General features: G+C 44.2%; 22 protein-coding genes and 1 pseudogene. 14 read left to right on the forward strand and 9 right to left on the reverse strand.

Annotation, left to right across the window (positions count from 1 at the left end; all coding sequences use genetic code 11):
- Window positions 1-5: 5 nt before the first annotated feature.
- The 4 genes from ACX5J7_RS01645 (at window position 6) to ACX5J7_RS01660 (ending at window position 5,104) form a co-directional block, all read left to right on the forward strand.
- Window positions 6-806, forward strand: coding sequence for an enoyl-CoA hydratase/isomerase family protein (locus ACX5J7_RS01645; protein WP_012518159.1), 801 nt, complete (start codon window positions 6-8; stop codon window positions 804-806).
- Window positions 796-2,796 carry an acetyl/propionyl/methylcrotonyl-CoA carboxylase subunit alpha gene (locus ACX5J7_RS01650; RefSeq protein ID WP_498705864.1) on the forward strand — a complete coding sequence of 667 codons (2,001 nt, stop codon included), beginning with the start codon at window positions 796-798 and terminating at the stop codon, window positions 2,794-2,796. Before ACX5J7_RS01645 ends, ACX5J7_RS01650 begins: the two co-directional genes overlap by 11 nt.
- A 4-nt stretch (window positions 2,797-2,800) precedes the next feature.
- Entirely contained in the window at window positions 2,801-3,697 is an 897-nt protein-coding gene (locus ACX5J7_RS01655; RefSeq protein ID WP_498705865.1) for a hydroxymethylglutaryl-CoA lyase, read from the forward strand.
- Between the two features lie 420 nt (window positions 3,698-4,117).
- A complete protein-coding gene (locus tag ACX5J7_RS01660) occupies window positions 4,118-5,104 on the forward strand; it encodes a transposase (protein ID WP_278384154.1) in 987 nt (328 codons plus the stop codon).
- Window positions 5,105-5,111: 7 nt separating this feature from the next.
- Here the strand turns inward: ACX5J7_RS01660 and ACX5J7_RS01665 are convergent, their stop codons facing one another.
- Both ACX5J7_RS01665 and ACX5J7_RS01670 read right to left on the reverse strand, forming a co-directional pair.
- Window positions 5,112-6,266 carry an MFS transporter gene (locus ACX5J7_RS01665; RefSeq protein ID WP_474376537.1) on the reverse strand — a complete coding sequence of 385 codons (1,155 nt, stop codon included), beginning with the start codon at window positions 6,264-6,266 and terminating at the stop codon, window positions 5,112-5,114.
- Between the two features lie 76 nt (window positions 6,267-6,342).
- A complete protein-coding gene (locus ACX5J7_RS01670) occupies window positions 6,343-6,876 on the reverse strand; it encodes an SRPBCC family protein (protein WP_474371919.1) in 534 nt (177 codons plus the stop codon).
- 584 nt (window positions 6,877-7,460) lie between these two features.
- Here ACX5J7_RS01670 and glgC point away from each other — a divergent pair.
- Entirely contained in the window at window positions 7,461-8,747 is a 1,287-nt protein-coding gene (gene glgC / locus ACX5J7_RS01675; RefSeq protein WP_015066933.1) for a glucose-1-phosphate adenylyltransferase, read from the forward strand.
- Between the two features lie 44 nt (window positions 8,748-8,791).
- Here the strand turns inward: glgC and ACX5J7_RS01680 are convergent, their stop codons facing one another.
- The gene (locus tag ACX5J7_RS01680) at window positions 8,792-9,595 is read right to left on the reverse strand and encodes an alpha/beta fold hydrolase (protein ID WP_498705867.1); all 804 of its coding nucleotides are present in this window, start codon (window positions 9,593-9,595) and stop codon (window positions 8,792-8,794) included.
- 72 nt (window positions 9,596-9,667) lie between these two features.
- Window positions 9,668-11,032 (reverse strand): annotated as a pseudogene (locus tag ACX5J7_RS01685) (spinster family MFS transporter).
- 131 nt (window positions 11,033-11,163) lie between these two features.
- Here ACX5J7_RS01685 and ACX5J7_RS01690 point away from each other — a divergent pair.
- A complete protein-coding gene (locus ACX5J7_RS01690; protein WP_012518149.1) occupies window positions 11,164-11,979 on the forward strand; it encodes an acyl-CoA thioesterase in 816 nt (271 codons plus the stop codon).
- Window positions 11,980-12,015: 36 nt separating this feature from the next.
- On the opposite strand, the gene ACX5J7_RS01695 is transcribed toward ACX5J7_RS01690, so the two are convergent.
- On the reverse strand, window positions 12,016-12,861 hold the full coding sequence (locus ACX5J7_RS01695; RefSeq protein ID WP_015066931.1) for an HDOD domain-containing protein: 846 nt from the start codon (window positions 12,859-12,861) through the stop codon (window positions 12,016-12,018).
- Window positions 12,862-13,359: 498 nt separating this feature from the next.
- Here ACX5J7_RS01695 and ACX5J7_RS01700 point away from each other — a divergent pair, with 498 nt between their 5' ends.
- Window positions 13,360-14,631: a glycosyltransferase gene (locus ACX5J7_RS01700; RefSeq protein ID WP_498705869.1), complete on the forward strand. Its 1,272-nt coding sequence runs from the start codon at window positions 13,360-13,362 to the stop codon at window positions 14,629-14,631.
- 36 nt (window positions 14,632-14,667) lie between these two features.
- On the opposite strand, the gene ACX5J7_RS01705 is transcribed toward ACX5J7_RS01700, so the two are convergent.
- Both ACX5J7_RS01705 and ACX5J7_RS01710 read right to left on the reverse strand, forming a co-directional pair.
- Window positions 14,668-15,060, reverse strand: a complete 393-nt coding sequence (locus ACX5J7_RS01705) for a SufE family protein (RefSeq protein WP_287148842.1) — start codon at window positions 15,058-15,060, stop codon at window positions 14,668-14,670.
- Window positions 15,061-15,074: 14 nt separating this feature from the next.
- The gene (locus ACX5J7_RS01710) at window positions 15,075-15,470 is read right to left on the reverse strand and encodes a DUF2750 domain-containing protein (protein ID WP_287148841.1); all 396 of its coding nucleotides are present in this window, start codon (window positions 15,468-15,470) and stop codon (window positions 15,075-15,077) included.
- A gap of 170 nt (window positions 15,471-15,640) precedes the next feature.
- On the opposite strand from ACX5J7_RS01710, the gene ACX5J7_RS01715 reads away from it, so the two are divergent.
- The 6 genes from ACX5J7_RS01715 to ACX5J7_RS01740 all read left to right on the forward strand — a co-directional run bounded on the left by ACX5J7_RS01715 (window position 15,641) and on the right by ACX5J7_RS01740 (window position 20,773).
- Complete coding sequence (locus ACX5J7_RS01715) at window positions 15,641-16,414, forward strand: heme oxygenase-like domain-containing protein (RefSeq protein ID WP_498705870.1); 774 nt, start codon at window positions 15,641-15,643, stop codon at window positions 16,412-16,414.
- A gap of 161 nt (window positions 16,415-16,575) precedes the next feature.
- Window positions 16,576-17,385: an exodeoxyribonuclease III gene (gene xthA / locus ACX5J7_RS01720; protein WP_278385911.1), complete on the forward strand. Its 810-nt coding sequence runs from the start codon at window positions 16,576-16,578 to the stop codon at window positions 17,383-17,385.
- Window positions 17,386-17,422: 37 nt separating this feature from the next.
- Complete coding sequence (locus tag ACX5J7_RS01725) at window positions 17,423-18,064, forward strand: energy-coupling factor ABC transporter permease (protein WP_020745780.1); 642 nt, start codon at window positions 17,423-17,425, stop codon at window positions 18,062-18,064.
- An 89-nt stretch (window positions 18,065-18,153) separates the two neighbouring features.
- On the forward strand, window positions 18,154-18,735 hold the full coding sequence (locus ACX5J7_RS01730; protein ID WP_498705872.1) for an FIST N-terminal domain-containing protein: 582 nt from the start codon (window positions 18,154-18,156) through the stop codon (window positions 18,733-18,735).
- Between the two features lie 41 nt (window positions 18,736-18,776).
- On the forward strand, window positions 18,777-19,328 hold the full coding sequence (locus ACX5J7_RS01735) for an FIST C-terminal domain-containing protein (protein WP_498705873.1): 552 nt from the start codon (window positions 18,777-18,779) through the stop codon (window positions 19,326-19,328).
- On the forward strand, window positions 19,325-20,773 hold the full coding sequence (locus ACX5J7_RS01740) for a GAF domain-containing sensor histidine kinase (protein ID WP_498705875.1): 1,449 nt from the start codon (window positions 19,325-19,327) through the stop codon (window positions 20,771-20,773). Before ACX5J7_RS01735 ends, ACX5J7_RS01740 begins: the two co-directional genes overlap by 4 nt.
- 11 nt (window positions 20,774-20,784) lie before the next feature.
- Here ACX5J7_RS01740 and ACX5J7_RS01745 read toward each other — a convergent pair whose 3' ends face one another.
- Both ACX5J7_RS01745 and ACX5J7_RS01750 read right to left on the reverse strand, forming a co-directional pair.
- Entirely contained in the window at window positions 20,785-21,348 is a 564-nt protein-coding gene (locus tag ACX5J7_RS01745; RefSeq protein WP_015066922.1) for a phosphoribosyltransferase, read from the reverse strand.
- A gap of 77 nt (window positions 21,349-21,425) precedes the next feature.
- Entirely contained in the window at window positions 21,426-22,859 is a 1,434-nt protein-coding gene (locus ACX5J7_RS01750) for an FtsX-like permease family protein (RefSeq protein ID WP_498705878.1), read from the reverse strand.
- Window positions 22,860-23,033: 174 nt separating this feature from the next.
- Here ACX5J7_RS01750 and ACX5J7_RS01755 point away from each other — a divergent pair, with 174 nt between their 5' ends.
- Window positions 23,034-23,633, forward strand: coding sequence for a PilZ domain-containing protein (locus ACX5J7_RS01755; protein ID WP_012518137.1), 600 nt, complete (start codon window positions 23,034-23,036; stop codon window positions 23,631-23,633).
- Window positions 23,634-23,661: the final 28 nt, after the last annotated feature.

A 23,661-nucleotide genomic window follows, 5' to 3' on the forward strand; every position in this document is an offset into this window, starting at 1 on the left:
AGGTCATGGAACCATCGGTTATTTACCACGTAGACGAAAGAAACATCGCCACTGTTACATTGAATAGAGCTGAAAAGCACAATGCCTTCGACGATAAAATGATAAGTGAGCTAACCCGAGCATTTAAACAGGCGGGAGAAGATAAGAACGTAAGAGCACTGATCTTAAAGGCAGAAGGTAAAAGCTTTAGTGCTGGTGCTGATCTTAACTGGATGAAAAGAATGGCCACCTATACCGAAGCGCAAAATGAAAATGACGCACTCGGTTTGGCAGAAATGCTGCAAACGCTTTACACAATGCCGAAGCCAACGATAGCAAGAGTACAAGGCGCAGCCTTCGGCGGAGCTGTAGGCTTGATTGCGTGTTGCGACATTGCCATCGGAAGCAAGCTGAGCAAGTTTTGCTTAAGTGAAGTTAAAATTGGTCTTATCCCGGCCACAATTAGCCCTTACGTTGTTGAAGCAATGGGCGCTCGTGTTTGCAGGCGTTATTTCCAAACGGCGGAAGTTTTTTCTGCCAGAAGAGCCAGACGGTTAGGCCTTCTAAGCGAATCGGTGACTGAAGACGAGCTTGATAGCACTATCGACAACATTTTATCTAACATCATTAAGAACGGACCTCAGGCTGTAGCGAAAGCGAAAGCGCTCGTGCAGTGGGTGTCTTCGCAAGAAATCAATAATGAGTTACTGAGCAAAACAAGTAAGTTAATTGCCCAAGTTAGGACCTCAGAGGAAGGTCAAGAGGGCTTATCTGCCTTTTTAGAAAAGCGCAGTGCTTCTTGGGTGGAGATGAACAATGATAAATAAATTACTAATTGCAAACCGCGGTGAAATTGCCTGCCGTGTTATAAAGACAGCCATCGCACAGGGCATAAAAACCGTCGCCGTATACTCAGACGCCGACCGCAATGCACTGCACGTAAAAATGGCAGATGAGGCTATTTACCTTGGTCCGTCCCCGTCAAAAGAAAGTTATTTAAAAAGCCATGTAATAATCGAAAAAGCAAAGCAGCTAGGCGTTGATGCTATTCACCCAGGTTATGGTTTTCTCTCGGAAAATGCTGAATTCGCCAAGCTTTGTGCTAAGAACGACATTATCTTCGTAGGCCCACCAGCGTCAGCAATTGAAGCAATGGGCTCTAAATCTGCGGCTAAACACATAATGGAAAAAGCCGGCGTACCTCTAGTACCCGGTTACCATGGCGATGACCAAGACGAATCGGTATTAAAAGCAGCTGCTGATGATATGGGTTATCCAGTGCTTCTTAAGGCTGCTGCCGGTGGCGGTGGTAAAGGTATGCGTCAGGTTTGGAGCGAAAAAGATTTCTCCCAAGCCCTAAACGCTGCCAAACGCGAGTCTATGGCGAGCTTTGGCGATGACCATATGCTTGTTGAGAAATACCTGACTCGGCCTCGTCATGTCGAAATCCAAGTTTTTTGTGACACCCATGGTAATGGAGTTTACCTCTTCGAGCGCGACTGCTCAGTGCAGCGTCGACATCAAAAAATTATTGAAGAAGCCCCTGCCCCAAAGATGTCTGAGCACGTTAGAGAAAAAATGGGTGAGGCTGCAATTCTTGCAGCCAAAGCAATCAATTATGTTGGTGCTGGCACTGTTGAGTTCTTACTTGATGAAGATGATTCATTTTACTTCATGGAAATGAACACACGTCTGCAAGTGGAACACCCTGTTACCGAGATGATTACGCGAGAAGACTTAGTACTTTGGCAACTCATAATCGCTGAAGGAAAGCCGTTACCTAAGGCGCAAAACGCACTTACATTAACGGGACACGCATTCGAAGCGCGTATTTATGCCGAAGATCCAAAGAATGAGTTTTTACCTTCAACGGGTACCTTACGCTTACTGCATGCGCCAGAAGAAAATGATGTAGTTCGCGTAGATACAGGTGTAGAGCAAGGTGATGAAGTAAGTGTGTTTTACGACCCTATGATTGCCAAGCTTGTGGTTTGGGGAGAGAACCGTGAAGTTGCACTGAAGCGTTTAACAAGCGCTTTGGGGGAATATTATATCGACGGGGTAAGCACTAACATTGATTTTTTAAAGCGTGTAGCGTCACACCCATCTTTCGTTTCCGCGGAACTAACAACTACATTCGTGGAAAAGCACCACGATACACTCTTTAGTGAAACGATTAATCAAGACACCCAACACGACTTCCCCGCTATGGCACTACTTTCCATTCTAACGAGAAGCCAAAGCCCAAGAACACTCTCTGTATGGTCGACAGCCGGCGCTTGGAGGGTCAATAGTCAACACAGTGAGACGCTTACGCTGATTAGCGACAACAAGGAAACACAGGTTGAAGTTAAGCATCATTTTGATGATAGCCATGGTTACTGGGAAGTAACCGTAGATGGCCAAAGCTTTGCGGCCTCTGGCGTTATTATTGACCAAACGCTAAACGCTACTATTGACGGACACAAGAGGACGTTTTCATTCTCTCAAGATAGCGAACAGTTTACCCTTTTTAACAAAGACACACACGTCAAGTATGTTGTTAAGACAGCATCGTTAGGTGACGTCAACAGTACCGATGACCAAGCAAACTTTAATGCACCAATGAATGGCACTATCGTTACCCACCTTGTTAGCAAGGGGCAAGAGGTCAAAAAAGGTGAGCCTATCCTAATAATGGAAGCCATGAAAATGGAACACAGCATTATTGCTCCTCATGATGGCAAGGTTGAAGAGTTTTATTTCAACCCAGGGGAGCTCGTTGACGGTGGGGCAACGCTTTTAGCGTTTTCTTCGAAAGATTTGGCTGAGGCTTAATATTATGCTTCCATCTAAAGTCAGTATTGTTGAAGTTGGTCCGCGCGACGGACTACAAAATGAAACGCTCAACTTAAGTGCAGCGCAGAAGATTGAGCTAATAAATCTACTTTCAAAAACCGGCCTTAAACGCATAGAAGCAGGCAGCTTTGTTTCTCCAAAGTGGGTACCTCAAATGGCAAATTCGGATGAAGTTTTCCAGGCGCTCCCTTCTAGAACAGATGTCCAGTATTCTGCGCTTACACCTAATCTTAGGGGACTAGAAACCGCTATTGACGCTGGCGTAAAAGAAGTTGCTGTGTTCGGCTCTGCATCTGAGGCATTCTCGCAAAAAAATATAAACTGCTCTATAAGCGAGAGTTTGAAACGCTTTGAAGATGTTTTTCAATTGGCTGATCAGAATAATATTAAGGTTAGAGGCTATGTTTCATGTGTTATGGGGTGCCCCTATCAAGGGGACATTTCGCCTAAAACAGTTACGCAAGTGAGTAAAGCCCTACTTGATATGGGTTGTTATGAAATTTCGTTGGGGGACACTATTGGAGCCGGCACGCCTAGAGCAACGAGTCTACTGTTAGAAGATGTGCTTAAGGATATACCTGCACAAAAACTTGCGGCCCATTTTCACGATACATACGGCCAAGCTCTCGTTAATTTGTACAAAGCACTTGAATACGGGATTGCTACTATCGACTCCGCTGTCGCGGGTCTTGGGGGGTGTCCTTATGCAAAAGGGGCTAGTGGAAATGTTGCAACTGAAGATGTTGTTTATATGCTTAATGGGATGGAAATTTCATCAGGTGTGAATATGGATAGATTACTTACTTCATCGTCCTATATCTCTGAGGTTTTGGGCCGCCCACCGGTATCGAAAGCCGCAAACGCATTATTAGCTAAATAATTGATTTTTTTGGAGCATGCTGCCCTTCCAAGCATGCTCTTTTTATCGAGCCATCCATCCTAAAAGTTTTTTATGACGCTTTAGCTTGATGCTAGCCTACCTCTTATCAAGATACCTCTTAGCAAGACACCCACCATAAATTTAGCAAGACACCCACTATAAATTGTATCGATTACTCATGTAGCCATTTAGTTGCTACTTTTTGATAAAACCTTCTAAAAAGCTAACGTGGGTGTCTGCGTAACTTTCTTTTAAAAAGGGGGGGTATAATGGGTATCTTGCCAAATAGAGCATGTTTAAAAATGGGTGTCTTTCCTAGCAATTAAGGTATTAACAAAACACACCTTGAGTTCAGGTCACAAAGGGCTAGTGATAATGCTACTGTCTTGAAACTTTTTCCAACGATCGTAGAAAAGCATCATGGCGCAAAGCAGGAAATCTCTTATAAGCCTTCAAGATACCCCTTATTATCATTGTATTTCGCGATGTGTACGTCGAAGCTACCTTTGTGGCTATGACCACACAACGAATGTTAGCTATGAGCACAGAAAGTCTTGGGTCGAAAACAGGTTACTGTTTTTAAGTAGTATTTTCGCTATCGACATTTGTGCATATGCCGTCATGAGTAACCATATTCACATTGTGTTGTGTGTAAATAAAAGCGCAGCGCTATCCTGGTCACTAGATACGGTTTTACGCCAATGGCACAAAATACACAGGGGAACTTTACTTACCCAAAGGTATTTAAAAGGAGAGGTTCTGAGCGATATTGAGATAGAAGCAGTCAAAGAAACCGCAGATATCTACAGGAAAAGGCTTTTTGACATCAGTTGGTTTATGAGAGACTTAAACGAGCATATTGCAAGAAAAGCGAACGAAGAGGATGAGTGTACAGGCCGCTTTTGGGAGGGACGCTTTCGCTCTCAAGCACTATTAACTGAAAAAGCGTTGCTATCTTGCATGGCTTATGTCGACTTAAACCCTATTCGGGCTAATGCGGCGAAAAGCTTAAACGATTCTGTGTACACGAGCATTTATACACGACTTTTCTGCCCATCAAAAAATAAAAAGACTCAGGGTTTAATACCATTTAAAGGTGAAAAGCGACCCAAAAACAAAAAATATTTAAATCTTACGCTCAAACAATATTGCTTTCTTCTTAGCGATTCGATTGCCGCATTAACTAATTCGTTGCCGAAAAACAGCACAACCTCATCTGAGGTACAAAATGTTGAGCGAGTCATTATTGATACAACCTCACCAGAGTGGCTACAAACCATAAGCAGTTTCGAAAATCTTTTCTCATTTGCAGTAGGTAACACGGCGTCTATGTTGGCGTTCAAAAAGCGCACCAATAGGAAAAGAATGGCATGCATTAAGTCTGCAGCAGTTTGCTTTGACGATTAGCTGCCTATCACTTTTCATTCGGTAAAATAAGTGAAGCGACTATGGCAAATAAAAGCATAGCAGACATGATATATACGACGCTGAACGACAAAACAGGCGTTAAGGCAGCGTAGATAGCCCCAAAGCCAAGCAAAATAAGTCCAATCGCTGTATTAGAGAACCCGACAAGCTCAGTTCTGTCATGACCATCTTTTACATCTAAACTATAGGTTTTTCTTCCTGTCCTTACGCCAGCATGGGCAACGGAGAGAACGAAAAATAGAAGTGCTGAAGTGACTATTGACGTTGATTGAAGTACAAGTAATCCAACGCATGCAAATAGAGCGAGAACGCCTGAGGCTTGAAGCGTTAGCTTTGCACTCTTATCCGCAATTTTACCCCAAATGATTGAAGACAAAAGCGCCGCTAATGCTTCTGCGCCAATATAAATCGGAAGTAACTCTTGGGCCTCGCCGCTTTTTTCAAGCATGAAATAAGGAGCAACTAACGCAGAGTGAACGAATAGGCCTCTAACGAATATAAACTTGTACACCGTCGAATCAAAATCAATGCCCATGGCACCGTCTGAACTGTCATCTAATTCTACGTTTGTTTTGATTGGCCAGACACATACTAATGTTACAAGAAAGGCCAAGACACTCACACACAAAATGACCATAAGCGTATTAGAAGAAAAAGCCCCCTCATAGAGCGCTAAGGGTATAGCTATGAGAAGCGTTATTACTCCAGACACCGTTGAAGCGACGCCAATCAGATTTCCTCGCTGACCCTTTCTCGCTACATCAGCCTCCATATCTTTGACCGTAAGTGAACAAGCTGAGCGCCCTAGACTTAACAATACAAGTGAGGCAAGTATGCATGCTCCCGCTTTGGCACCAGATAAGAGTGTAGCAGAAACAAGCATTCCAATGACAGCAAGAGACTGAACCAACATACCCACCCGCCACACTATGTGTCTCTTTGGGTGTTTACGCAGATATATGCTTATTAGAACCTGAGGAAGGAGAGCTCCAGACTCTCTAATGGGCACTAACCAACCGATCATCCAAATCGGCGCACCAACGCTCAAAAGAAGGGCTGTCAAAGTGGTCTTTGCTGAAATTAAAAGGTCCGCAAGCTTGTTGAAAGACAAGCCCGCTAGGAGTTGAATTTTTGGTTTCATTAAGCCGGATGTGTACCGCTATTTTTTGTGTTTAATTACGGCACCTTTCGATAATAAGATCATAACGCTGCCTCAGTTACACATCATTCTCTACTAGTATCTTTAAGTTCTCTAAACCCATCTCGAAGTCCGGTCCAATCATGCCGTCCATTAATAAAGCGAAATATCGATTGATTGGATTATTGTCTACCGTCCCTTCATCCCTCCAAGTAACTAACGTACCACCTGCCGTTGGCTTTATTTCTACTATCCCCGAAGAGCCCATGTCAAAATCTGGGAAATACAAACGGTAAAGTACACGTTTATTGTGCTCTAATTGAGTAATCTCCATTTCGCCATTTCCCTCAGTCTCGCTTTCCCATACCGAGCGCATGCCAATAGCTCTATCTGGGCCTGAGTAGGTAAGCTGCATATTAGGGTCGCGTTTAAACCAAACGCCCCATTTTTTCCATTCTCTTAAATCTACAACGTATGGGTAGACATCAGAAGGTTCGGCATCAATTGTGATCGTTCTTTCTACACTATAATCTTTCGGAATGAAAAAGCTAGAAATCACGATAATTGCAATTACAGCGCCAAATACTATTAAAAGTTTCTTCAGTACACCCATTAGAAGCTCCTTAAATAAATCAACCAACTCAAATATAACATTTAATTAACAATTGTCACTGATTGTTCTACTTATTCTTTTCTTGTTTAAAAGTTAGATAGACACCCAACTTAAACTTTTTTACGGATGTTCGGCGCACTTTTCATAGAAGAATGCTTCATGGCCTTGAACAAGAATTAGGGTGGGTGTCTTTGTATATAACTATTTGCATATGCTCGGACTGGGAGCCAAACGCTGATTTCTTAGCATGGGTGTCTTTCTTAAGAATTTAAGATGAATGCAGCTACGAGCTAATTAAATTGGGTGTCTTTGCAAGTCGTCTTTGCAAGTCGGGGGAAGCTGCTTGGCTTGGGTGTCTCTGTAAGCCACCACACAACACAATTTTAAAAAAATTTACCAATTCGTCACAAACATTGAAAATCCCACTGTCATTCTAAAATATCTTGTGTAGTATGGGTTTATGTTATCAAAAAGCCTGTTCAAACAGACTGTTCATATATAGCGCAATCAATCGCAACACTTCGTTTTCTTTTTATATTTCTATCGATACACAGTTGTCGCTTTTTTACAGGAGTCTATAGGAAATGGCAGATCAAAGTTCTCGTTACATCAGTAACCTTACTCGCGATACTTATGCGCTCATTCTTGCGGGTGGAAAAGGTTCTAGATTACACGAACTCACTACTTGGCGAGCCAAACCGGCACTTTATTTTGGCGGTAAATTTAGAATTATCGACTTCCCACTATCAAATTGCGTGAATTCTGGTATTCGACGAATAGGCGTGGTCACCCAATACAAATCGCACTCTCTCATCCGTCACCTTGTAAGGGGCTGGGGCCACTTTAAGAAGGAGCTCGGCGAATCTGTTGAAATTCTTCCGGCTTCTCAACGCTTTTCAGACAGTTGGTATGAAGGCACCGCTGACGCCGTTTTCCAAAACATAGATATCATCCGAGATGAGCTGCCGAAATATGTCATGATCTTGTCGGGCGATCATATTTACCGAATGGACTACGGCGATATGCTAGCCAAGCACAAAGAATCAGGTGCCAAGATGACCGTTTCCTGCATGTCAGTACCTTTAGAAGAAGCAGCAGGTGCATTCGGCGTGATGTCAGTAGACGAGAACTACCGTATTAACGGTTTTGAAGAAAAACCTGCAAACCCCACTCCCCTTCCAAATGATCCCACTCGCTGTCTAGCGTCTATGGGCAACTATGTTTTCGATACCGAATTTCTTTTCGAACAGCTACGGGTTGACTCTGAAAACATGGGGTCTCAGCGCGATTTTGGTAAGGACATTATTCCATCTATTATTGCAGACCACCCCGTCTACGCTTACCCGTTTGAACAAAGTGGTGGCGATAACGCCTACTGGCGTGACGTCGGCACAATTGATTCCTTTTGGGAAGCGAATATGGAAATGGTTGCGCCAGTTCCACAGCTTAATTTGTATGATAGAAAATGGCCCATTTGGACATACCAAGAACAATTACCACCGGCCAAGTTCGTATGGGAAGACCACGACAGACGTGGCGAGGCAATTAATTCTGTCGTTTCAGGGGGCTGTATTATTTCAGGCTCAACGCTTCGCTCGTCTATTTGTTTTTCTAACGTACGTGTGCATTCTTACGGTTTAATTGAAGACGCGGTCATCCTTCCCGATGTAGAAATAAAACGCCACTGCAAATTGAAAAGAGTCATTATTGATCGCGGCTGCGTTATCCCGGAAGGCACAACAATTGGTTACGACCTAGAGCAAGATAAAGCGCGAGGGTTCCGCGTTTCAGAGAAAGGTGTAGTATTGGTAACCAGAGAAATGTTAGGCCAGCCGGTTGGCGGTTTAAGCCAGCCCCAAACATCAGCATAACGCTCTAAAAATGATTTGGCGCAACTGCGCCAAATCGTGCCCCACTATGTATTCCACTTCGTTATCGTACGTTCTATAAACGCTGCCACTTGCTCTGGATGTTCTAAAGGAAACATATGCCCCCCTTCAAGCACAACATGATCAATAGCGTTATGCTTCATTAGGCGAGAATACATTTCTGGCTTACATACATTACTTTTACTTCCCGTTGCGAGCACTGCCGGACATTGTAGTTTCCCTCTATATTTTCCCAAATTATGAGGTACGTTTCGAAACAACGCAGCTTCAACGTCAGCGCGAAATGTCAGCGATATAGTTTCTCCTTTTAACGCAGTCACCGACTTTACGTAGTCTCGTACGCAGCGTTTGTCCATATCTCTAAACAAGGCTTTGCTATGAAAGTATGCCTCCATATCGGTATTACTCGGCCAACTACTTTTGCGTGTTTGCGCGAGTTTCGCCGGGGTTAGCTTATTGATTAACGGTGTATACTTAGCAAACCTGAAAAAGTAGCTTAGCGGGCCAACCACCAGCGGCGGGTCGAGTAAAATGATGCCTCGAAACAGTTCTGGCGCCTCGCATGCGGCCATATAGGTGATAACCGCACCAAATGAATGCCCAACGCCAAATACACCGCGTGAGTCCGTATTCTCTTTTCTTACATGCTTAATAAGCTCGTGAACTTGATTTCGCCAATTGCCATTCACGGGAAGCTGAGGGTCGTGGCCGAAACGCTCAACGTGTAAACGATTGAAGTTCTTAGGCAACGCCGAAAACATCGCATTGTAACTGCCAGCGGGAAATCCGTTTGCATGAGCAAAATGAAAACTCAACTCTGTCGAAGACACCGATACACTCCGTTATGTCACAAACAAATAAGGGGCTTGAAATCAGCCCCTTAGCAATAAAGCACGATAATACTACAAGCCTCTGGCTTCTGCCATTTCCCAATCTTTTACGATTTTGGTACTTGTCCATAAGAAAACGGCAATTGAAAGCGCGTAAGGTACTACAAGGTAAATCAGCGCTTGTCGCAATGCTTCTGTTTCACCAAGAGAAGGAACCAGTGCCTGACTTATAATACCGGTTAGCGTAGGCCCGCCACCTAGGGCAATAATATTTAACACGAAGAAAAATAGCGCCGTTGACATTGCCCGTACGTTTATTGGCGCTAGGGTTTGCGCCATAGCAAAGCTGGGCCCCAAATACGACCCGCTGGTAAATAATAATAGCGCCATTAGCCCAACAGAAAGCCATAAGTCTTGGACCTGAAGCGAAGCGTAAAAAGCCGGAACACCGATAATCAGCGCAATAGCAGGCAAAAGCGCATACGCCTTTTTATTGTGCTTACCCCATCGGTCTGCGATATAGCCACCCAGCCATACACCTAACGCGTATGCAGTACCGTTAATAATTCCAAATACAATCAGCAGTTGGGTAATGTCTAGCCCCGCAAATGCGCGTACGTAATAATCGATTACCCATGTTGATATTGCATAGTTTCCGAAAGAGCCAAACGAAATACCCAGCGCCATTCCCCACCATGTGGGTATCTTTAAAAGCATTTTAAGCGATGACTTTACGCTTGGCTTGTTCGTTGTATCATCACTTGGCGCAGATACGGTTCGAGTTGGCTCTTTTACCGTTAACTTAAGCAGTATCGCAAGGAGCACGCCAGGAATACCCACACTGTACATAACGGTACGCCAGTCTGCTGAGCCCCCCTTGCAAGAAAAATGCAGACGCAAAAAACGCTAGCATAACGCCAAAAGGGATACCTAAAGAGTAAATAGCGAGTGCCCCCCGCTCGGTTTTTCTTTCGGAAAAAGGTCAGAGATAATACTGTGCGACGGTGGGCTGCCCCCTGCTTCGCCAATGCCAACGCCTATTCGAGCAATGGCAAGCTGCATGTAATTTGCCGCCAACCCCGAAGCTGCGGTAAACCCGCTCCACAACGTAAGTGAGATGGCGATGATATTCACCCGGCTGTAGCGGTCTGCGAGCCAAGCAATAGGAATTCCCATCACCGTGTACAATAGCGCGAAATAAACCCCCTTTAACCACCCAAGTTGGGCGTCATCCAAACCTAAATCAGCTTTAATGAAAGGTGAAAGGATCCCAATGATTTGCCTGTCTATAAAGTTAAAGGCGTAGACCAGGGTTAGTATGAATAAAACGTAATTTCGGTAACTTCTTGATGTTCCGGCTTCATTAGCAGGAATACCTTCTACGTGAGTATGGGCCATAACAGTCCTTTTAAGTGACGATAACCCCAGTCTACGCATTAGGTAAAAAAATAAACAACTTATTGTTACTTATTTGTTAACATAACGAAAATTTCTAACTCAGGCTTTTCGTTCTATAGCGCTTAGGGTAGGATGACAAAACACTCAACTCATCAGACCAGACAGCAAGTATGACAGTAGACGAATTGCTCAATATCCCTCAGTTATCACAGACTTCGGAAAACACATGGAAGGTTGATGGCCTTATCATTCCCAAAACGTGGGGACAGGGCCGTACCGCATTTGGCGGCATTTCTGCCGGTATGCTCTACTGTGCAGTAAAGCAACAAGTTACTGACAATCGGGTATTGCGCTCATTCACCACTAACTTTGTGGGCCCTTTGTCACTTGAAGCTCCTTTTTCTATTGAAGTTACTTTGCTAAGAACGGGTAAAAACGTATCGCAATTTACGGCACACGCTATTCAAAACGGAAAAAGCTGCGTGTTCTCTCAAGCCTGCTTTGGCGTTGCCAGGGCGTCTGGAATTCGCGTCGAGAACAACGAAAAGCACGATATGCCTTTACCAAATAAGGCTAAATTCATACCGCAAATTCCTAAAGTAACGCCAAAATTTTTGCGTTACTTTGACTTAGCCATCGACGAAGGCGGCATTCCATTTACGCGCAAGAAAACCAGTCACTACCATGGATTTATGCGTTTTAAAAAGGCGCCTGAAGCCATTACCGATGCCCATATCATCACCATGATTGATGCATGGCCGCCAACCTTGCTGCAAATGATGAAGCTGCCTGCACCAGCAAGCACAGTTAGCTGGAATTTAGAGTTTATTCATCCGCATAAACCTGTAAGCCCCACCGATTGGTTTGGCTATAAAGCGCATACGCGACAAGCGGCTGATGGCTACGGACACACGGAAGCAACAATTTGGGATAAAGACAACGAGGTGATTGCGATAAGCAGACAAACCGTCGCGATTTTCGATTAAACCGGAAGGCTAAACTGAAGCGTGCATACGCTTCAGTTAATACAACATAAAGGCATTAGGATTAAATAGCGATATAATCGAAATACACTGTAGATTGGTTATATCTAATGCATCTTCTAGATCTTCCCGTTTTAGCGAAAGCGCCTCGTGTTGCTCGGGTTTGAGGTTATGGTAGCTTGGGTAAATCTCAGGGTTTACATTATCGAGAGCTAAAACGTAAGACAACTGCAGAATTTTATCTTCAATAGTCGTGGCCCCTTCCTCCCCTTTGTGAATACTATCAATAGGCGCATAAATCGTACTGGGAATATCCCACTTTTCAATGAGCCTGGCCGATAGCTCGGCATAAGTAAAACCCAACACGCCAAACTGAAGCTCTGCAGGGCTAACGCGGGCATTAAACGCCTGACAGCGCGTAGCCGACTCTGGTAATACGGATACGGTAACAAGCTCGCCAATATTGTGAAGCAACCCGGAAACAAAAAGGCGCTCAGGTTCACGAATATTGCGCATATCTGCAAAGTATTTTGCCAAAAGGCCGCAGGAGACACTTTGCTCCCAAAATTTATCTAAATCGATACACTGGCCGTGAACATCGCTAAAGGCCTGACTAACGCCATAGGCAAGTGCTAAATCGTAGGTAGATCGGGTGCCCACCACCTGAATTGCGCGAGTGACGGTATCAATTTTGTTAGGAAATCGATACAACGCAGAGTTCGCCACACGCAGAAGTTGGGTGGCCAACGAAGGGTCAAAAGCAATGATCTCACCGATGTCATCGATGCTCGAAGCTTCGTCATCCATACAAGCTTTAAGTCGAGTTACCGAGTCTGGTAATACGAAGAGGTCTTCCGCTTTGGAAACTAGTTCATCTAAATTCATTCGTGCACTCTCTTAATGCCGCCTTTATCAATATAGCGCTCAAGGTACGTCCATTTGCCTCACGTTTGTTTAGGTATAGGCACAAAAAACGGGTAGGTCAATAAATACCGCTTAGTAAAAAAGTATGATTTTTTTATTAATCAAAACGTTATACTAAGCAATTAAATTGCGCTTTATTAGCTGATTTTTGCACCAGCCATACGCCGAGCTTTTATTTTTAAGCACCTATACAAGGGCAATAATACCGACACTAATGAGCCATATAATCAGCTTCATCCCGATTGGCTTATTATACCGTGCCGCTTGTTTTTACATACCTACAATTGTAATACAAAGAAAAACTCGGGGTAATTACCTATAAGAATTAGATTTTCTAAGGGTTACCCCTTTCTTGCAGTTTCAACGCTAGAGAAGCAGATTTATGTTAGCATCACACGCTAACACCACAACACCGCGCCTTTTAAGGCTAACCTCAAACGTAAAAGTTAAAATTTCACCATGTTAAATGTTGCTGTAATTGGTTATGTATGGCCTGAGCCTAATTCTTCGGCCGCTGGCCAAAATATGCTATCGCTTATAACGCGCTGTTTAGACGCTAATTTTAACGTAACGTTTTTAACCGCAGCGACAGATAGCGAGCACAAAGCAGACCTTGAAGCACTGGGCGTGCAAGCCCATTCTGTGGCACTGAACTGCAGTTCATTCAATACGCTGATAGCGCGGTTAAATCCAGACGTGGTTATATTTGATCGCTACATGACAGAAGAGCAGTTTTCGTGGCGGGTGAAAGAAAGTTGCCCCGAAGCGCTACGCATTTTAAATACAGAAGACTTACATAGCTTACGCCAAGCAAGGCACGATGCCGTAAAGAAAACAGGCGATGCTAAACAGGCACAATTAAGCAGTGAGTTAGCACAAAGAGAAATCGCTTCTATATTACGTAGCGATCTCACTCTAGTAATTTCCAAACAAGAGATGGCGCTGCTCACTGAACACTACGGCGTGCCAGCAGCGCAGCTTCATTATCACCCCCTTGTTGTTGGCAATACAACGACGATACAGGTTCCTTTTGAGCAGCGCGCCAATTTCGTTCACATCGGTAACTTTCGCCATGCGCCTAATTGGGATGCAGTACTTCAGCTTAAGCAAAGCCTGTGGCCTGCAATTAAAAAAGCACTTCCCCAAGCAGAACTGCACATTTACGGCGCTTATCCACCTAAAAAAGCCACACAACTTCACAACGACAAGCAAGGCTTTTTAGTGAAGGGTTGGGCCGCAGACGTTGAATCAGTGATGGTAAACGCTAAGGCATTAATTGCGCCTTTACGGTTTGGGGCTGGCGTGAAAGGAAAGCTTTTAGATGCAATGCGATGTTTTACACCAAGTATTACAACATGGGTAGGCGCGGAAGGCATCGTACGTAGAAAGGTAGCGAAAGACGACCCGAGTAATGACGCACCATATTCATGGCCCGGGGCTATTTGTAGCACTGATATCGCTAAGCCTGAGGTGGTTAACAACTATGTAGAGCACGCTGTAGCGCTCTATACCAATAAAGAGGTGTGGGAAAATGCGAGCCACCAAGCGGAATTCTTACTTAATGAGTTTAAAGCCCACCAACCTCAATTTGAGCTAACCACGAAGATACTAAATTTAACGCAAAGTTTAGAATCGCACAGAGCTGCGTTATTTATGCAAAGCCTACTTTGGCACCAAACACTGACGGCGAGTAAGTACATGAGCCAGTGGATAGAGGCGAAAAACAAGTAAAATTAAGCCACAGGTTTAATTAGATATCCTTCTTAATTAGATATCCTTGAGCTTCGCTATAACCGACTTGATCCCGTTTCCTCGCGATTGGCTTAAGTAGCGCTCAAGTTGGCATTGCGATAAATAATTTTCAAAATCAAAGGCCTTTCGCTGCTGCTTGGTAAGTGAATTTGCTTTTTCGAGTAAAACGGCGAGTACGCCGCGTATTACCTTACTTGGTGAAAACGCCATAAGACAGCCTTCATCGTGAGAAAAAGCTAACCATACTGGGCTTTCACACCCTTCCACCGCAGTATTATCATTGCGCGATGGCTGTGGTAGCGGAGTTAGCGCCTTTCCCGCTAACATGAGTGTGCGAGTAAAGTCATCCCACCCTTTCGCATTAGCCAGCGATTTGCCAAGAGGAAGTAAACTATCTTCGGATGACATACACAAACCTTAACTTAGTTGCCGTTTAACGCAGCGGCAAGGTCTTCGGCGGTCATAACCAGGTTTTCAACGTCACTTGTTGTTGGGAACATAACAAGTTCAACACCGTTTTTCTCAAGGCCTGGTAGCCACGTTTGAGTAAATTCGTCTAATGCTACGTTTGTACATTGACCAACAATTTCGTTGATATCTACGAATTTCTGCGCCAAATCTTTATGTGGAAATACCGGCAGTTGGACGCTATCACCGTTTTCAAACATGACAAACCCTTCGTTGCCCTGCACCAGCCAAATCTCATTAGCTTTTACGATATAGCTCACAACAAGTTCTTGGCGTTCTTCGGCACTTAGCCTCATTGCCTGTTCAATCACTGCGTCAGTTAGTTTATCTGCAACTGTTTCTGGAAACACAATTCTTTACCTATCTTAAAATTTGCGGCAAGTATACCCGCACTGGTATTCGGCGCAATGAAATAGGCAGGAAAAAAACTCCGTCCCACCTATCCGTTACAAAGACACCCATGATAAAGTTAAGCCAAACCACAAAAACCATGTAATTTAATCGCGAAGAATCACCGTCCATGCGAAACCTATTTACCGCTCTTAAGCAAGACACCCATGCTAGCCACACCACGCTAGAAAATACTTATCCATTTTCGATTTATCACGATGATAATTTATTTAGCGTTAAGGCTTATCAAGCCGTACTTTTCGTGATGAGAAACTTTCACGAAACTGCTGCCCGTGCGGTAAATCACGCAAAGCAGAACAGCACACAGCTTGAAGGCATTGCATCGATGATTAATAGCGATGCTATTTTAACCGCCATTAGCGAAGACACCCACGCGTTGGATTCAATGAGCAATACCTCAAACACCCAAGAAGAAAACGCCCATATTGAAAAATCTCAGCTCACTGATACTGGTGCCTTTTACAAAGACACCCACCCTAATTTTCACAATACCCTCTTAAGCCAAAGCGAGATTAAAGAAAACATTAAGCAAGACACCCACGCTAAAAAGCCCCTAGATTTCAACTTTAAATCTCCCACATCACAAGCTATCGCAGCAGCTTACGTATGGTTAGGTTCATCGATGGGGGCAAATATCATCGCCAGGCGGCTAGCTGCCAAGCAGAAAGAGATTCCAACGAACTACTATCAGGCTATGGCGAGCTGTGCGAAAAGATGGGTGTCTTTCAAACAAGATGTTGACGCTCTACTTCCAACACTTGTTTTAGAAAATAGTGAGGTAATAACAGACATCATTGATGATGCTAATGCATGGTTTGAATATTTAATTGCGTTAGGAAACCAAGTTCAATTAACCAAAGCTTCGCAAGAAGCGAATTTATAGCCACCTTTTGCGGCCTCTCTTCACGCGATCATCGGTAAGCTATAAATAAACTTAATCTATGCAATCGACAGAATGCATTAATATAGCCGCAATTGATGATTAAGCGCGTCGACGCTTTCTGATAGACTTGCTAGAAGTTCGTATCAACCAGTTTAAAAAATATGAAAGTTATCTCCTTTAATATAAATGGTATTCGCGCTCGCTTACACCAGCTACAAGCCGTTATCGACGCCCACCAGCCTGATATAATCGGGCTTCAGGAAATTAAGGTTCACAATGAGCAGTTTCCTGTTGAAGCAGTTGAAGCAATGGGCTACCACGTTTACTTCCACGGTCAAAAAAGCCATTACGGTGTCGCCTTCTTAGCTAAAAAAGAGCCTTTATCAGTAACTATGGGCTTTCCCACGGATGAAGAAGACACGCAACGTAGAATGATCATATTAAAAACTACCGATGACGCTGGCCAGCCTGTCACTATCCTGAACGGTTATTTCCCGCAGGGTGAAAACGAAAAGCATGAAACCAAGTACCCAGCCAAACGTAAGTTTTATAAAGATTTAATGACCTATCTGGACGAAAACCACACGCCAGAAGACAATGTAATTGTGATGGGTGATGTAAACATTTCTCACACAGACCTCGATATTGGCATTGGTGAAGAAAACCGCAAGCGTTGGCTACGAACAGGCAAGTGCAGCTTCTTGCCAGAAGAGCGCGAGTGGCTCAACACGCTCTTCAGCTGGGGTTTCGAAGATAGCTTCCGTACGTTAAACCCTGAAACAAACGAAAGGTTTTCGTGGTTTGATTATCGCTCTAAGGGGTTTAATGACAACCGAGGTCTTCGTATTGATTTGATCTTGGCAACAAAGTCTCTTCATAGCACGCTTGTTGATGCTGGCATTGACTACGAGCTTCGCGGTATTGAGAAGCCCTCTGACCACGCCCCAATCTGGGCTGAGTACAAAAGTTAAAAATTGAGAATGTAGGCGCAGTAGCCGGGGAGTATATGTGAGTACATTACAAGTCATAGCTTTACTGATGTATGGTGCCTTTTTATTGGGTGCTGTAAAGAATATCGACTTTATTCACTTTGCCAAAAATAAGCAGCAACAACATCTTATTTTCGGCACCGCGGCTTCGCTGTTCGTACTTTGGTTATTCAAAGCCGGTATATTTGAAGGCCTAGACGTACATTTCCTCGGTTTATCTGTGCTTACGCTCATGCTCGGCTTTAGATACGCAATTATCGCCGCTTTTATCGCCCTTGTTGGCGCCACCGCTACAGGCTATGGAACATGGCAAAACCTGGGTGTAAACGGTCTATTAGGTACGGTGCTCCCCATCAGCGTTACTTACCTATTTTACATGCTGTCGTTTCACCGCATCCCTCGCCAGTTATTTGTCTACATCTTCATCTGCGCGTTTTTCCCCGCCGCCTTTTCGATAGCGCTAAAAACCTTATCACTCGGCGCCTTTTATTACATGGACGGCATTTATGCATGGGACATTATTTTTGATAACTATATTCTGCTCATTCCGCTACTTGTATTCCCAGAAGCATTACTAAACGGTATGGCGATAACGTTACTCGTTATTTACCAACCCACGTGGGTGTACACGTTTCACGATAAATTCTATCTCGATAACTAAACCCTAGGTCAGTTATTGCGACTAATGGTTAATAAGGCTTTTGTTATTTTAATCTACTATTAATTGGTAGGTTTAGTGGTAAAAGCCAAATGCATATAGAAACGTTCGAGATACAATGCGCTAACCCTGCGCATATAAAAGAAGACATCGCTGCGCTTTTTGAAAAAAAGTTGCCTTCACTGGTAATTGGCTACGCTAATGCCTGTCTTCCTTTCCAAGATGTTCAGCACGCCTTAAAGCGAGCGTCTACGCCTTTTCTTGTTTCCAGCTCATGTTTGGGTTCACTACTTTGCGATAGCAAAACTGTTAGTGCAAAGTGCGATCTTGCACTTTTTTGTGTGTTTGACGATGCCGGGGCCTACGGCGTTGGCAGTGCCAACATAGATGAGAACAGTGCATTTAAGGCAGGGGCTAATGCTTTACAACAGGCACTCGTGAATGCCGGGCGCCCTTATGAAAGCCCTGCGCTAATATGGTGTGCGCTGCCGCCGGGGAATGAAGAAAGAATTTTAGAAGGGTTTGTCAGTGTGGTTGGGGATCAGGTCCCTATTTTTGGAGGGTCGATGGCAGACAACACCGTTGAAGGCAATTGGACTACCCTCACCCGTGAAGCGCTAGGCGCAAAAACAATAGCAGTGGTTGTTATGTACCCTACTTCCCCCTTGGCTTGAGCTATAGCTCTGGTTACAAACCAACTGATACCGTGTTTAGAGTGTCAAAAGCGTGCGGACGACAACTAAGCGAGCTCGACGGCTCACCCGCCAGCCATATTTATAATCAGGCAACAAACCGTTTAATCGAACAACAACTGCAAGGCGGGCAAATTTTAACGCTTACGTCTTCGGCCCCACTGGGCCGGCCAGTAGCACTAGAAAACGGTGCAACGAGCTATTTACTGTGCCATCCAGATTCTACAGAGGCGAATGGCGCGCTAAACATGTTTTCTGAAGTGGAAGAGAATGAAGATTTAGTGTTGATGGAAGGTAGTATTTCAAGCCTTACCTCTCGCGCCGAGCGAGTCATTAACAATGCCATTATGCTTTTACCCGAAAATCGACAGCCCATAGGCGTGCTTATGATCTATTGTGCGGGTTGCCGGCTTATGGTGGGCGACGAAATAGACAATATGCTTTGCTCCCTACAAGAAAAATTTGCATCTCTTCCAATATGCGGCCCCTTTACGTTTGGCGAACAAGGTCGTTTTCTTGACGGCAAAAACAGGCACGGCAATCTCATGATTTCAGCAGTAGTGTTTTCCCAATGAATAAAGATTATGAAAACGTTTTAGAAGAGCTTGCGCTTGTCTATCGGCTGAAACAACAAGCTGAAGCGCACAAAAAAGAAAGCGACGCTTTGTTAGAAGGAACACAGGCGCTGCTAACCGCCGAAGATAAACAAGACTTGTACCATAAAATGTTCAGTGTCTTTAAAGGTCTGTACAATTACGAAGTATGTTTTGTGCTACAAAACGAAGGGCCAAAGCGTATGACTTGCATTAACAGTACCTACGCGCCGCTTCTTAATACCGTTTGGGAAATTGACGAAACCTTATCCCGTGCGGTCAAAAGTACGCCCGTTGCCCTGTTTGATATCAGACAACAACCTATTTGGCAGCAACATCTCTCGCTATTTGACACTCAAGTCACCTCTGTACTTTACTGCCCGTTTAACGTGCACCAGCAGCAAGCCGTTATCGTGTTTTGCCATCAATCGCTTGGCTATTACACACAAGAGTATGTAGACATGGCCAACCGCTACCGCACGTTTACTGAACAAATTGCAATGAGTATGCACGCTAAATTAATGGCTCTTGAAACAGTAAGGCTGAAAGAGGAGAAAGCACAAGTAGAGAAAAGCCTTATCGACTCAGAAAAAATGGCGTCGCTAGGCTTGCTTGCGGCAGGTGTGGCACACGAAATCAATAACCCCATAGCCTTTATCAATAGTAACATCCATTTTCTGCGAAATGTGTTGCCAGCTTTATCTCAAATGCAAAATATTGTGGTTAAACTGTCACAAAGCCAAAGTGATGAAGAACGCGCCCAACTGACTGCAGAAGCCATAGCCTGGCAAACACAGAACAGAATCGATTCATTGAGCGACGAAATTGCAGATATTTGTAGCGAGTCTGAAGACGGGCTTGTTCGAGTCACTGATATTATCACCAGCCTGCGCTCGTTTTCCCATGACGCGGATGTTCAAGACGATGAGACGATAAACGTTAATGACTGCATTGGTCACGCTCTTAGGCTGGTAAATAGTGAACTAAAGCACAGAATAAAAATTCAGCAAAAGTTAAACAATGTGCTTCCTGTTAAGGGGAGAACAGGCAAACTAAACCAAGTCTTGGTTAACCTATTCGTAAATGCAGCACAAGCCATGAACGATGGCGGCACGCTCACAATCACTTCATACAATGATACGGAAAACCACAATACAGTTGTGGTTATTAAAGACACGGGTTGCGGAATAGAAAAACATGCCTTACAAAAATTGTTTGAACCTTTTTACACTACAAAGCCCACCGGCAAAGGTACAGGTTTAGGGCTTTATATCTCATTTTCTATTGTTGAAGCCATGGGTGGCACCACTTCGGTAGAAAGCGAAGTAAACGTGGGTACGACTTTTACCCTCGCCTTCCCAACGAAACTAGCGCATAAAAAAACCGCACAACAGTGCGGTTTCAATACGTCTGGTGATGATACCTAAGCGTTCAATGCTTATTTATCAAATAATATGTCCATAACGTCAGCAAGCTCACCCTTGCCCTCACGAATTTCTTCTTCAGAAAGGCCTGCAATTTCATGCGGGAATACTAACCACTCGTCACTTTCGTTAACGTAATAATCTGGAACAATGTCAGTGGTATTGTTTTGTGGCTTATACCATGGGCACGCAATACGAATATCTTTAGGCATGTTCAAGCGCATTAGCTTGTTAATTTGCTTGATAAGCGCATCAACACTACGGCCAGAATCGAAAACATCGTCAACAATCAGTAGCTTGTCGTCTGCATTGGCGTTTTCAACTAGGTAGTGCAAACCGTGAACACGGATTTCTTTCGATTGCTGGTTAATACCATAGTAAGACGAAGTACGCACTGCAATGTGGTCGGTAGACGTATTCTTAAATTCAAAGAATTCTTGAACCGCGATACCAATTGGAGCACCACCACGCCAAATACCGATAATAAAGTCAGGGCGAAAGCCATCTTCATACACCTTTGCCGCTAAGCGAAAGGAATCCTGTAGAAGCGATTGCGAGGTGATAAAATTCTTGTTCATGACGTCTCACTGGGCGAAATTTAAAAGACCGCGAGTATAGTGAATTTCGCGTCGATTTGCACGGTTAATTCACCCCATTATTCGTTTTGAAGTGCTTGAGATGGGGCTATTTTCATTGCTTTTCGCGCCGGATACACACTTGCAAGCACGCAAAGAAGCAGCGAGAGCAACGCAATACCAGCAATCTGTACAGCGTCCATTTCTACAGGCAAACCGCTTCCATCGGCCGCAAGTGCTAATGGCGAACCAATCAAATCCAAAATGTTATTCAATTGAAGCGTAATAACGACGCCTAAGATAAGGCCTATGCCCGCTCCTTTTATGCCGTTAAACAATCCGTTAAGTACGAAAATCCACATAACAGTTCCAGGTAGCATGCCTTGTGTTTGCAATACGGCAATATCACCTTGCTTTTCAGTTACTACCATCACCAGCGCAGACACAATGTTAAATGCCGCTACCGCTATTATTAGCAGCAGCATAAGCGTCATCATGTTTTTTTCCATCTTCACAGCATCAAATAATGGCCCTTGGCGCTCACGCCACGTTCTAATATTGCTTACAGAGACACCCATCGTATCGGTTAAATGATCAACCACCGCTAAATAGTTAAACGCATCGTTTAAAAACAAACGTAGCGACTGACCGTTGCCTTTTGGGTCTCGCATCAACCGGTTGACATCTTTTAGGTTCATATACATAACCTTGTCATCCATTTGCGACCCCATATCGAAGACACCCACGATTGTTACTAAGCGTTGACTCGGCATTCGCCCAAAGGGCGTATAAACGCTTGCCCCCGCCACCATTACGCGAAGCCTGTCGCCAACCCTCGCATCAAGTTTTATGGCAAGGGCGCGGCCAATAATGGCAGAAAAACTTCCTTCAACTAAATCGTTAAATCTTCCCTGCTCCATGTGATTTGCCACAAGAGTGTGCTCTAGCATCACGCCGGGCTCGACACCGTGAACTTGAACGCCGCGTAGATCTGAACGTGACTGAACGACAGCTTCAGTTTCTCGATATGCCATGCTTGCTACCACCCCTTTGATGGGTGTCTTGCTAAGCGCGTCTACTGTCATAGCCGATTGAGATTGAGGGCTTACGGTGGGTGTCTTTGTAAGCTTCGAGCTATCGTCTTCAGAAATGGGAGGCTTAGTGACTGTTGAGGTGGGTGTCTCTGTAAGCTTTTGGGTTTGTTTGTTTACGATGGGTGTCTTTGTAAGTGTTGCGTCTTTACTTGTTGTCGTGGGTGTCTTCGTAATTTCGGTGGGTGTCTTTGTAATTTCTGGTGTCTTTGTAATTTCTATGTGCGGCACGATGCCTAAAACACGTTGTTTTAGCTGGCCCTCTAAGCCGTTCATTACCGACACTACGATGATTAGTGCCATTAAGCCTAAGGCAATGCCGGCTACCGAGAATCGGTTAATGAAAGAGACAAAACTGGTTTGGCTGGATTTGCTAGATTTAGCATAACGATAGGCAATGAATGCAGAAACAGGATAAAACATAGCGCCTTGCTTTTCAGTAATACGGTAATCTGCCTTACATTTGGCTATGCTTATTGAATAAATTATTCAGATAAGTAGCCCAAAGGCGAGATGACGGGGTAACCCCAAAATAGTAAAGTGGGTATACTACGTGTAAGCTACTGGCTGCACAAGAATTAGTGGCAGAGGAATGATGTGAGCGAACTTAGCCAAGAACAAAAACAAGCCCAATTCGATGAATACTTCTCAATCGCCTATTGCGTTAACGCCAACGTGCGTCCTCTAGGTGCTAATGAAACCGTACCTGATGAAGATAACCTTGAAGAGTCAATGCCCTATGCCTTTCGCATCGCAAGCGAAATGGCCGCATTGGAAGCCCAGGCTATTCGCCCGCTAAGAAACCTTGGCGATCACGCTGAGACACTCGCCGAATATCTCAATCATCAGTCGAGAAAAATCGACCTAATGATGTCGTTTGTTTTGCATCAGCAAGATGAGCCCGAACACCGCTTCAAAACGGTGAAACTTGGCGGTGGTGGCGTTATTATCGAATCAAAAGACAAACTAGAGGTAGGCACTCAGGCGGAACTTAAGCTTTTCTTAGATGCCGAAGCTGCCGCTATTTTTTGTTACGGTGAAGTAATTACTTGCGAGCAAGTTGAAGATAGTTACCATATTGCTTTTATTTTTAACACGATACGAGAGCAAGATCAGGAGCTTCTGGTTCGCGCAAGCTTGCATATTCAAACCCAGCAGCTGCGAAAACGGTCAAAAGATAAAAAAGCGGGATCCTAATTTGCCCCAATAACAGTATATAAGCCGT

It is taken from the genome of Alteromonas infernus (genome assembly GCF_902705815.1).

Coding starts and splice junctions, on each gene's coding strand:
- ACX5J7_RS01645 (WP_012518159.1), top strand. CDS start 6: ATGGAACCATCGGTTATTTACCACGTAGACGAAAGAAACATCGCCACT.
- ACX5J7_RS01650 (WP_498705864.1), top strand. CDS start 796: ATGATAAATAAATTACTAATTGCAAACCGCGGTGAAATTGCCTGCCGT.
- ACX5J7_RS01655 (WP_498705865.1), top strand. CDS start 2,801: ATGCTTCCATCTAAAGTCAGTATTGTTGAAGTTGGTCCGCGCGACGGA.
- ACX5J7_RS01660 (WP_278384154.1), top strand. CDS start 4,118: ATGGCGCAAAGCAGGAAATCTCTTATAAGCCTTCAAGATACCCCTTAT.
- ACX5J7_RS01665 (WP_474376537.1), bottom strand. CDS start 6,266: ATGAAACCAAAAATTCAACTCCTAGCGGGCTTGTCTTTCAACAAGCTT.
- ACX5J7_RS01670 (WP_474371919.1), bottom strand. CDS start 6,876: ATGGGTGTACTGAAGAAACTTTTAATAGTATTTGGCGCTGTAATTGCA.
- glgC (WP_015066933.1), top strand. CDS start 7,461: ATGGCAGATCAAAGTTCTCGTTACATCAGTAACCTTACTCGCGATACT.
- ACX5J7_RS01690 (WP_012518149.1), top strand. CDS start 11,164: ATGACAGTAGACGAATTGCTCAATATCCCTCAGTTATCACAGACTTCG.
- ACX5J7_RS01695 (WP_015066931.1), bottom strand. CDS start 12,861: ATGAATTTAGATGAACTAGTTTCCAAAGCGGAAGACCTCTTCGTATTA.
- ACX5J7_RS01700 (WP_498705869.1), top strand. CDS start 13,360: ATGTTAAATGTTGCTGTAATTGGTTATGTATGGCCTGAGCCTAATTCT.
- ACX5J7_RS01705 (WP_287148842.1), bottom strand. CDS start 15,060: ATGTCATCCGAAGATAGTTTACTTCCTCTTGGCAAATCGCTGGCTAAT.
- ACX5J7_RS01715 (WP_498705870.1), top strand. CDS start 15,641: ATGCGAAACCTATTTACCGCTCTTAAGCAAGACACCCATGCTAGCCAC.
- xthA (WP_278385911.1), top strand. CDS start 16,576: ATGAAAGTTATCTCCTTTAATATAAATGGTATTCGCGCTCGCTTACAC.
- ACX5J7_RS01730 (WP_498705872.1), top strand. CDS start 18,154: ATGCATATAGAAACGTTCGAGATACAATGCGCTAACCCTGCGCATATA.
- ACX5J7_RS01740 (WP_498705875.1), top strand. CDS start 19,325: ATGAATAAAGATTATGAAAACGTTTTAGAAGAGCTTGCGCTTGTCTAT.
- ACX5J7_RS01745 (WP_015066922.1), bottom strand. CDS start 21,348: ATGAACAAGAATTTTATCACCTCGCAATCGCTTCTACAGGATTCCTTT.
- ACX5J7_RS01750 (WP_498705878.1), bottom strand. CDS start 22,859: ATGTTTTATCCTGTTTCTGCATTCATTGCCTATCGTTATGCTAAATCT.